General features: G+C 60.7%; 7 protein-coding genes. 3 read left to right on the plus strand and 4 right to left on the minus strand.

Annotated elements, in window-relative coordinates:
- The first annotated feature begins 420 nt into the window (after positions 1-420).
- From ACYQ2I_RS14345 to ACYQ2I_RS14355, 3 genes are all read left to right on the plus strand, one after another.
- A complete protein-coding gene (locus tag ACYQ2I_RS14345; protein ID WP_460167709.1) occupies positions 421-1,746 on the plus strand; it encodes a sulfatase family protein in 1,326 nt (441 codons plus the stop codon).
- A 131-nt stretch (positions 1,747-1,877) separates the two neighbouring features.
- Positions 1,878-3,767 (plus strand): sulfatase, encoded by a 1,890-nt coding sequence (locus tag ACYQ2I_RS14350; RefSeq protein WP_460167710.1) that lies wholly within the window; start codon positions 1,878-1,880, stop codon positions 3,765-3,767.
- Between the two features lie 170 nt (positions 3,768-3,937).
- On the plus strand, positions 3,938-5,245 hold the full coding sequence (locus ACYQ2I_RS14355; protein ID WP_460167711.1) for a Gfo/Idh/MocA family protein: 1,308 nt from the start codon (positions 3,938-3,940) through the stop codon (positions 5,243-5,245).
- An 88-nt stretch (positions 5,246-5,333) separates the two neighbouring features.
- Here the strand turns inward: ACYQ2I_RS14355 and ACYQ2I_RS14360 are convergent, their stop codons facing one another.
- The 4 genes from ACYQ2I_RS14360 to ACYQ2I_RS14375 form a co-directional block, all read right to left on the minus strand.
- Positions 5,334-6,683 carry a sigma-54-dependent transcriptional regulator gene (locus ACYQ2I_RS14360; protein ID WP_460167712.1) on the minus strand — a complete coding sequence of 450 codons (1,350 nt, stop codon included), beginning with the start codon at positions 6,681-6,683 and terminating at the stop codon, positions 5,334-5,336.
- Positions 6,684-6,702: 19 nt separating this feature from the next.
- On the minus strand, positions 6,703-8,058 hold the full coding sequence (locus ACYQ2I_RS14365) for a two-component system sensor histidine kinase NtrB (protein WP_460167713.1): 1,356 nt from the start codon (positions 8,056-8,058) through the stop codon (positions 6,703-6,705).
- A 188-nt stretch (positions 8,059-8,246) separates the two neighbouring features.
- A complete protein-coding gene (locus ACYQ2I_RS14370; protein ID WP_460167714.1) occupies positions 8,247-8,759 on the minus strand; it encodes a hypothetical protein in 513 nt (170 codons plus the stop codon).
- 225 nt (positions 8,760-8,984) lie between these two features.
- Positions 8,985-9,584: a 5-formyltetrahydrofolate cyclo-ligase gene (locus tag ACYQ2I_RS14375; protein ID WP_460167715.1), complete on the minus strand. Its 600-nt coding sequence runs from the start codon at positions 9,582-9,584 to the stop codon at positions 8,985-8,987.
- Positions 9,585-9,706: the final 122 nt, after the last annotated feature.

Consider the following 9,706-nt stretch of genomic DNA (forward strand, 5'->3'; position numbering starts at 1 on the left):
AATGCGTTCACCTGGGGGATTTGTGTTTGGGCGACACTATTAGAAGATTGTACACGATGCCTCCAGGAATATCCGCCTCGTGGGCCAAACGGCCCCTTTCGGCCGCTGGTGGAAACACAGGATTGCAAAATATTTGTTTCCTGAACCGGGGGGAATTACCCTGAGGGGCTGGGCCGCCGGGTCGCGCCCGAGACAAAACTGCGCAAGACTTTTTGCTTAATCACAGCATTCACCACGTGCAATCGGCAGCCGAGTCGCCATACAATAAACACCGTTTATGGTCTGCACCTTTGCGCAATGCGGCGGTATTGGGTCCTCGCAAAGCGACATCCGGGGGGCTTGGACCACGCATGTAGCGTGTCCCCCCGGCCGACGGCATCACCAGTCCTACCTTTTCGTGCATTCCACGGAGGTTGCTCCATGCGACGCTTATTGCCGGTATTGATCGGTGGAATCTTGTGTTGTCTGTTCGCCGGCCGGGCTCACGCAGCCGACCATCCCAACGTGTTGTTGATCATTTCCGATGATCAAGCATGGACCGATTACAGCTTCATGGATCATCCGGTGATCCGCACGCCGAACTTGGACCGCCTGGCGAAAGAGGGCGTAACCTATACCCGCGGCTACGTTCCCGATTCATTGTGCCGCCCTTCGTTGGCCACGATGATCACCGGCCTCTATCCTCATCAACACGGAATCACGGGTAACGATCCGCGATTACCCGATCCCAAAGTGCGAGGGATGACCGGACGCAGAAACCCGAAATACGCGAGGTATTACGAAACCCTGATGCATCGGATCGAGGAACACCCCACGCTTCCCCGATTGCTGAAGGAAGCGGGATACGTCTCGTTCCAATGCGGAAAATGGTGGGAGGGCAATCACCGTCGCGGCGGCTTCGATGAAGGCATGACGCACGGCGATCCCGCACGAGGCGGCCGCCACGGCGATGCCGGATTGACGATCGGCCGTCAAGGCCTCGATCCGGTCATCGACTTCATGGATCGAGCGGTCGCCGAAAAGAAACCGTTCTTCGTGTGGTACGCCCCGTTCATGCCCCACGCGCCGCACACCCCGCCGGAGGAGCTACTTGCAAAGTACCTGCCCAAAGCCCCGACGCCCGCGGTGGCCCGTTATTGGGCAATGTGCGAATGGTTCGACCAAACCTGCGGCGAACTGCTGGACTATCTCGACACCAAAGGCATCGCCGAAGACACGCTGGTCGTGTACGTGTGTGACAACGGCTGGATCCAAGATCCCGACACCCCGAACCGTTACGCCCCTCGAAGCAAGCGGTCGCCGTATGAAGGTGGAGTCCGTACGCCGATCATGGTTCGACGCCTGGGCCATATCGAGCCGCGATTCGACACCGAAACACCGGTCAGCAGCGTCGACCTTGCGCCCACGATCTTGAACGCCTGCGGCGTGGCCGTGCCGGAAAACCTGCCCGGTATCGATTTGCTCGACACCGACGCGTTGAAAGCCCGTAACGCGGTATACGGCGGCGTGTACGAGCACGACGTGGCCGACGTCGATCACCCGACCAAGAGCCTGCTTTATCGGTGGACGGTACAGGGCGAGTGGAAACTGATCGTGCCGAACCCCGTCAACGTCCCCGACGGAGTCGTCGAACTGTTCCATGTGACCGTCGACCCGCACGAAACCAAGAATCTCGCCGACGAGCATCCCGATCTCGTGCGCGAGTTGAAAGCCAAACTCGATGCCTGGTGGACGCCGTCCCCGTAAACGGACGTAAATCGTCGAAACGGGAACAGCCGGGGTACGAAGCCCGCTATCCAGCGAGCAGTTCACGTTGCGTCCGTTCGTGGCCCTTTCTCCATGAATTCAGCCGTGTGGCTCAAAAGGGAATGATCGTCATGATCCCGTATAAACATAGCGTCGATCGTTGGTGTGCCGCTCTGCTGATAACGGTCGCCTGTCTTTACGTTGCTCGGCCGGTCGTCGCCCAAGCGGATACGAAGGCGGAACGTCCGCCCAACATCGTTTTCATGTTGGCCGACGATCTCGGTTGGCGCGACACGACGCCCTACGGGAGCACCTTCTACGAAACGCCCAACATCATGAAACTGGCCGAACGCGGCATGCGGTTCACAAATGCGTATTCTGCCAGTCCCCTGTGCTCTCCTACCCGGGCGAGCATTTTGACCGGTCAAGATCCCGGGCGGATTCGATTCACGACGCCGTCGGGACATGTTCCCCAGGTGGTTCTCGACCCGATCGTGCCCGACCGGGCCGCGCCCCAACATCCCGTTACGACCCCGCAAACGCGCACCCGCCTGCCCAACGAATACGTTACCTACGCCGAACTGCTCAAAGAACGCGGCTACGCCACGGCATTCATGGGCAAGTGGCATCTTGGTCGCGATCCCTATCTGCCCGACAACCAAGGTTTCGACGTGGTCGTGGGCGGCCGCGAACATCCCGGACCGCCGGGCGGATACTTTGCCCCTTGGCCGTGCGACACACTCCCGAAAGTCCCCGACGGCACACACATCGACGATGCCATCACGACCGAGGCCGTCCGCTTCATCGAAGAAAATCGCGATCGTCCGTTCTTGCTCAATTTGTGGTTCTATTCGGTCCACGCACCGTTCGAGGCCAAAGAACCGCTGATCGAAAAATATCGTCAAAAAGCGGCCGCCGATCCCGACAACTTCCAGCGCAACCCGGTCATGGGCGCGATGATCGAAACGTTGGACGACAACGTCGGTCGTGTGCTCGACACGCTCGACCGGCTGGGACTGGCCGAGAATACGTTGATCATCTTTACCTCGGACAACGGCGGGAACATGTACAACCTCGTCGAGGATCTCGAGGTCACCAACAATGCACCGTTACGAAACGGCAAGGGCAACATCTTCGAAGGCGGCCACCGGGTTCCGCTGATCGTCACTTGGAAGGACCACATCACTCCCGACACGGTCAATGACCTGCCGGTTTGCTCGGTGGATTACTACCCAACGATCTTGGATCTACTCGACATCCCGCAACCGGAAAACCAGGCGTGCGACGGGCGCAGCATACTGCCAGCCTTCTTCGGTAAAACACTGCCTGCCGATCGGCCGGTCTTCTGCCATTTTCCGCATGCGCCGCCCGCGACGGGCAGCCTTTGGGCAACGAGTGTGCGGGTCGGTAACTGGAAACTCATCCGCCGCTACGGCGATGGACCAAACCAGACAGATCGGCTCGAACTGTACAACCTGGAAGAGGACATCGGCGAGCGAATCAATCTTGCGGCTCGATTTCCCGACCGCGCCGCAGAATTGAATCGGCTCATCGACGACTTCCTCGCCGACACGAAAGCCCTTGTTCCCAAGCCGAACCCTAATTACGTGCCCTCGTTTCTCGGCTGGACGGGCAACGAACTACTGGAAGTCCGCCGCGAGAACGACCTGCTGATTCTTGATTCCCGCGGTTCCGATCCCCAGTTGCGAAATCCCTACGCCGGCGGCCCCGCAGGCCGACGACGCATCGAGATCACCATCCGGGCCGAACAAGACGGGCGCTGCGATTTTTACTACGCCACACGGTCCAAGAAGATTTCGCCCGAAACCCGACTTTCGCAATCGTATGTCGGTGACGGGCAGTTCCACGTCTTGCGATTCGAAATCGAAATCGAAGAGCCGCTCCGCGAGCTGCGTATCGATCCATTGCAATCCAGCGGTCATGTCGAAATCGACCGCATTCGCATGATTCGCCGGCATGACCCGATACGCGCGATCGTCGAGCACGACTGGGAATTTTGATCCTTCCCCGGCACGTCCGCTCATTCGATCCCCCGTGAAAAACGGCACAACGGCGAGATTTTTGCCACATTGCACACGGTCGATTACAGTGATACACGGTCTGTGGTCGTTGCCTCACAGGCCGTGTTATTGCTTACTCGAAACACGAATGCTCACGGGGGATGGCTGTCATGACAGAATCGCTTCGTCAAAATCGGCGCACATTCCTGGAAACGACTGCCGCAGGGGCGGCCGCCGTATCGGTTCCCTGGATCGTTTCCGCCGCAGCCGCCGGTGCCGAAAATGCCGTACCGCCGAGTGAACGCATTCAATTCGGAGTGATCGGCATCGGTCCGCGGGCGACGTACGACCTTCAGGCGATGCTCAAGCTCTCCGACGTGCGTTGCGTGGCCATTGCCGATGTCCAGAAAACGCGCCGTGAAGCGGGCAAGGGCATGGTCGACGGCTTCTACGGAAACACCGATTGCCGCATTTACCGCGATTTCCGCGAATTACTCGACCGGGACGACATCGACGCCGTGTTGATCGGCACCGGCGATCGATGGCATGCGACGGCTTCCATGATGGCGGCCGAGGCGGGTAAAGACGTCTACTCCGAAAAGCCGTGCGGCCTGACGATCGAGTTGTGCCAGAAGCTGGCCGACACGTTCCAGCGCACCGGGCGCATTTTTCAGGCGGGCACGCAACGGCGGAGCGTCCCCAACTTCCAATTCGCCGTCCAATTGGCTCACAGCGGAAAATTGGGCAAGATCCACACCCTTTATGCCTCGGTGTACGAACCGACGCTCAAGAACGACTGGCTTCCTCGGGAAGCGGCGCCTCCCGTCGAGGAGGTCGATTGGAACATGTGGCTCGGTCCGGCACCCTGGCGGCCGTTCAACCGCGAATATATCCGCGGCGGATGGCGAGGATACTGGGACTTCGACTCGGGCGCTCGTCTGCTCGACTGGGGGGCTCATACGGTCGATCAATGCCAATGGGCCAACCAGGCCGACGATACGATGCCCGTCCGGTACGAACCGGCCGAAGACAAGATCATCTGCCATTACGAGAACGGCGTGCGTCTGATCCTCGACTTTCTCAAGACACCTTTCGGCGATCGAAGCCCGAAGTTCATCACGGCATTGGGCACTTGTCCGGTTCGATTCGTGGGCGATGAAGGTTGGGTCGAAACCGGGGACGAAGGCAGAATCGAAGTCGACCCCACTTCGCTGAAAAGCGAGATTCCGCTTGAGGTGATGCGCACCCGCGGCCTCGATGTCGCCGCTCACGCACGCAACTTTTTCGATTGTGTGCGGTCTCGTGAGAAGACGGCCGCCAACGAAAACGTCATGCGACATTCCCATATCGCGTGCCATGCCGCGGCATTGGCCTGGGTACTCGACCGCGAGCTGACGTTCGATCCCAAGACCGAAACGTTCGATGACGCCGACGCCAATCGGCTGCGAAGCCGTCCGCTACGTGATTGGGCGGCCTGACGACCAAGCAGGTACGTTTTTACATACCGGCCGAGGCATTCGGCGTGCGTCGGGAACATCTTCGACCGGTCGGGGCTCGCGATGGACGTCAGAGCTTCCGGCCGGTTTCCCGTTCGATCGCGCGCAACTTGTAGATTAGTGCGCGGCGGCTGATGCCCAACTTCTTCGCTGCCTGCGTTCGGTTCCCGCCGCATTCCTCCAAGGTCGCCAGGATGGCCGCTCGCTCCATGGCGGACAACACGCCTTCCGGTGCTTCCTTCCGTGTGCCGGCGGTCGCCGCCACGTTGGGCGGGAGGTGTTCAGGCAAGATGACGTCACCGCGTGCCAAAAGGCAGGCCCGTTGTACGGCATTACGCAGCTCTCGTACATTTCCCGGCCACGAATACGCCAACATTGCGTTGGACGCCTGAGGCGAGAATCGCACCGGAGCCTTACGAAAACCGGCCGCGAGATGCCTCGCTAAAGGAAGGATATCTTCCCGGCGCTCCGCCAGCGGCGGCACGCGCACCTCGACGACGTTGATGCGGTAATACAAGTCCTCCCGAAACCGGCCCGCTTTGACTTCTTGCTCCAGATCGCGATTCGTCGCCGCAATCAAGCGGATATCGACACGCACCGGCCGATCTTCGCCGACGGGAGTAATCTCTCCCGACTCGAGCGCCCGCAGCAACTTCGCCTGCACGTGCAGCGGCAATTCACCGATTTCGTCGAGAAACAACGTCCCGCCGTCGGCAGCGCGAAAGACGCCTTGTCGCGACTCTTTCGCGTCGGTAAAGGCACCTTTCGCGTGTCCGAACAACTCGCTCTCGATCAGCGTCTCCGACAAGCCGGCGCAATTGGCGGTAATCATCGGCTTGTCGGCCCGAGTGCTCCAATCACGGACCAACCGAGCAACGACTTCCTTGCCTGCCCCGCTGGGACCAAGAATCAGCACCGGCGCGTCGGAAGGCGCCACAACGGCCACGGTTTCGAGCACCTTGCGGAAAGCGTCGGAACGACAAATCACATCGTCAGGCAGCGGCGGCAATTCGGGCGAATCCGTCTCTCCGGCAAACGCCTCCGGCACGTGCTCGCGGATCACGACCTTCAGCTCGTCGAGATCGATCGGCTTGATGAGGTAATCGTCGGCGCCTCGCTTGAGCGACTCGACGGCTTCGCGCACTTCCCCAAAGGCCGTAACCAACACGATCGGCACCGTCGCGCCTTCGTGACGCAATTTTTCCAACCACGCCGTCCCCGCCATCCCCGGCAAACGTACATCGAGCAAGATCAACGCAGGATCGACGGTCGTCAACACCGCTTCAGCCTCTTCCGCCGAACCGGCCTCTTGGGGAACGAAGCCCAGCGACGACACAACATCAGCGAAAAGCCGGCGGTGTTCCGGCTCGTCGTCGACAATAAGAATGACGCCCTTCGGTGGTCCCGGTAGTCCGCTCATCGGCTCCCTGATCGGTAAGTCATGTCGGCAACGGCTCTGTTTCGGTCTTAGGGAATCTCGGCGACGGAAGTTCGAGCGCAAACACGGCGCCTCCGCCGTCGCGGGGAGTATAGGTCACGCTTCCGCCATGCGCTACGGCAATGCGACGGACGATCGCCAATCCCAGTCCCGTTCCGTCGCTGCGTGTCGTGAAGTACGGCGTGAAGAGTTTCGGCACATCGTCCGGCGGAATCCCCGGTCCGCGATCGGCGACCTCGACCCGGACACCGCCCGTCGGCGTGCGCGACACCTTGACGTCGATCCTCGATTCCGGCGGCGCGAAACGCGATGCATTGTGAACCAGGTTGAACACCGCTTGCCGAAGCAACTCGACGTCGGCAAATACGCGTTCGACATCCTCGGCCACTTCTACACGACAATCGATATTCCGCGATTCCAAGTCGGACGATGCAAGCGTACGCACTTCTTCGAGCAACTCTCGGATGTCGATCGACGCGAGTTTCGGCCGGCAAGGTTTCGTAAACGACAAGAACTGGTTGATGCGGGCGGTGATACGGTCGCACTCTTCGACGATCGTTTCGGCTCGCGTCTTTTCCTCGGGGGTTGCACTTTCGTCAGCTATCCGCTGTGCCCAACCGCGAACGATGCCCAGCGGATTGCGCGTCTCGTGGGCCAATCCTGCGGCAGCCTGGCTCAGCTCTCGCCAGTGTGCCGCCCGGGCCTCGGCGAGTTGACGTCGTTGCTCCGTTACGGCCAACCGTGCCAACGTGAACGCCATTCCCCAAAAAACCGAAAGCACAAGGCAGCCTGCAATCGCGACGGCCGACCGAAGACGCACCGACCTACGACACGCCTGATCGTACGGTTGTCGATCCACAAGCATGACACAGCGCAGCGTCCCGCCTTTGAAGGGAGGGGATGCGTTTCCACGCGCCATGCGTCCCCAACCCGGTCCCCGCGGACCACCGGGCGTCGGCGACGGCAACTCGATATCCGCGACATACGACAATCCCGCGTCGGTCAAGCGCACACCGGGCTCGCCGAAAGGAACCTTCACGTCGGCATCCCCGGCTCCCAGCAGGCGTTCGCCGTCGGCATCGAACAAGGTAATGCGGATCACGTCGCGCGTGGCGACCAGCTCGTCGAGAAAGATCCCCAATTGCTCGTCGAAGAATTCACCGAGTCGCCGATGCGACCGCAGCCCGCCCGATACGGCGTGATAGATCGTCTCGGCCCTCCGTTCGAGACTTTCGCGAGCCGCCGCTGTGTCGTCACGATATTCGTGCCATTGCCACATCGCCAAAACGGCGCATAACAACAGCAGCAATGCGAACGAAAGAAGCTCGAATCGTTTTCCTGTGAATCTCGCTTTCATGGAAGGCTGCCGTCGACCCTGCTTGCGATTCGAGCTGTGTGAACTGTTTCACAAACGTCCGCGGAAGGCAACGTCACCCCGCCGGTCCAAAACCGGCGGGGATCGCATCGCAACAGCCGTGTTCCCAGTTGCGGGAATCCTTCCCGATTGTCGCAGATTCCGTTGTTGTTTGCACCGACGAACGGCACTTACCTTCCTCGGCCGTATCCGCCCCGCATGCCGCCGGGGCCGCGCCCTCGGCCGCCGATTCCGGCGGCAGCCCCGCGACCAAACCCTCGACCTTGTCCCATGCCGGCACCGGGAGAGAATCCGTACGGACAACGCCCTGCGGCCGAACCGCCTCGCCCGGCCAATCCGGCACCGTACCCCGCACCGGCTCCTCCGGCGCCGACTCGACTGCGTGCTTGCACGGGGCCGCCGTACGGACAGAAACCTTGCACCTGCACACCTGCGTTCATCTGCGTGCGCAATTCGGCCAATTGCGACCGCAACGAAGCGATCTTTTCTTCATCGGGCTGGGGCTTGGCTTGCTCGGCCAGCAACGCCGCGATCGTGCGATGCCATTCTGCCCGCACCTGGACATCCTGCGCCGCCGCTTTGGCCGCAGGTGCACCTTTCGGCGCTTGCTGAGCGTGAACGTTCCCCGACGTCGTCCAAACCAGCACACCTGCGATCACCCAGAATACCATTTTCCGGAACATGATCCGACCCTCCGTCAAACGTGACCTGCCGAAACGGCCGCCGCACCCGCTCGGGAGGCTATCCTCGACCGCTTCTTGCGAAAGAATGTCGATGCATGTTCCGTACCAAAGTTGAAAACGGCCCAAATCGCGGGATTTCGCGAGGACACCGCGCAAATTTTGCACACGACGGCCTTTCGGCCTGTGAAGAAGACGGCACGCCTGATCAGCCCCACCCCGGAAACATCACGCTCGCCGACGACACTCAACGACTTGGGTCTCTGTTACGATCAGATCGACGCGCTGATCCCGCTCGTCGTGCGGCACGGCATCGACAATCTGGCAATCGAAGGCGATCGCTGCGCGGACGGCATCGGATGCCGACGGCAAGAACCGATCGTAATAGCCGCCGCCGTGTCCTAACCGATACCCGCGGCGATCGAAGGCCAAGCCCGGAACGACGACTAAATCGATTTCCTCCGGCGCAATGCGTCTGTCCGGCGATGCTCGCAGGGAGGTAGGCGGCTCGTCGATGCCGAACTCTCCCGGCACCAGCTCATCGAGCCGGCGACAGTCGAACACGCCCAATTGTCGTCGAGGCAGACAGAACGGCACACCCACCCGCTTCCCTTCCCGCAAGGCGGTTTCGATAAGCGACCGCGTTTCGACTTCGTGCGGCATGGCGACGAATACGAACAACGTGCGGGCGTCCCGATAACAGTCCAGTCGTACCAGCTTATCGACGATCCGAGCCGAACGGCCTGCACGGTCCTTCACCGATGCCGTCAACGACCGCATGCGTCGGCGCAAGATGCGTTTCTGATCTTCGAGGCTTTCTTCGGGCATTGTTTCTTCGATGCGGACAATCGAACACAAATCGCACGAGATGCCGATCGGCAATCGTACCTATCCCAGCGGGGCCAGGACGGCAGCCCACCGGCCGATTGATTGTCATAAAACACCGGCCG

The organism is Thermostilla marina, from assembly GCF_054657455.1.

Bases quoted from the DNA above. Each gene is read 5' to 3' on its own strand.
- ACYQ2I_RS14345 (WP_460167709.1), top strand. From the start codon at position 421: ATGCGACGCTTATTGCCGGTATTGATCGGTGGAATCTTGTGTTGTCTG.
- ACYQ2I_RS14350 (WP_460167710.1), top strand. From the start codon at position 1,878: ATGATCCCGTATAAACATAGCGTCGATCGTTGGTGTGCCGCTCTGCTG.
- ACYQ2I_RS14355 (WP_460167711.1), top strand. From the start codon at position 3,938: ATGACAGAATCGCTTCGTCAAAATCGGCGCACATTCCTGGAAACGACT.
- ACYQ2I_RS14360 (WP_460167712.1), bottom strand. From the start codon at position 6,683: ATGAGCGGACTACCGGGACCACCGAAGGGCGTCATTCTTATTGTCGAC.
- ACYQ2I_RS14365 (WP_460167713.1), bottom strand. From the start codon at position 8,058: ATGAAAGCGAGATTCACAGGAAAACGATTCGAGCTTCTTTCGTTCGCA.
- ACYQ2I_RS14370 (WP_460167714.1), bottom strand. From the start codon at position 8,759: ATGTTCCGGAAAATGGTATTCTGGGTGATCGCAGGTGTGCTGGTTTGG.
- ACYQ2I_RS14375 (WP_460167715.1), bottom strand. From the start codon at position 9,584: ATGCCCGAAGAAAGCCTCGAAGATCAGAAACGCATCTTGCGCCGACGC.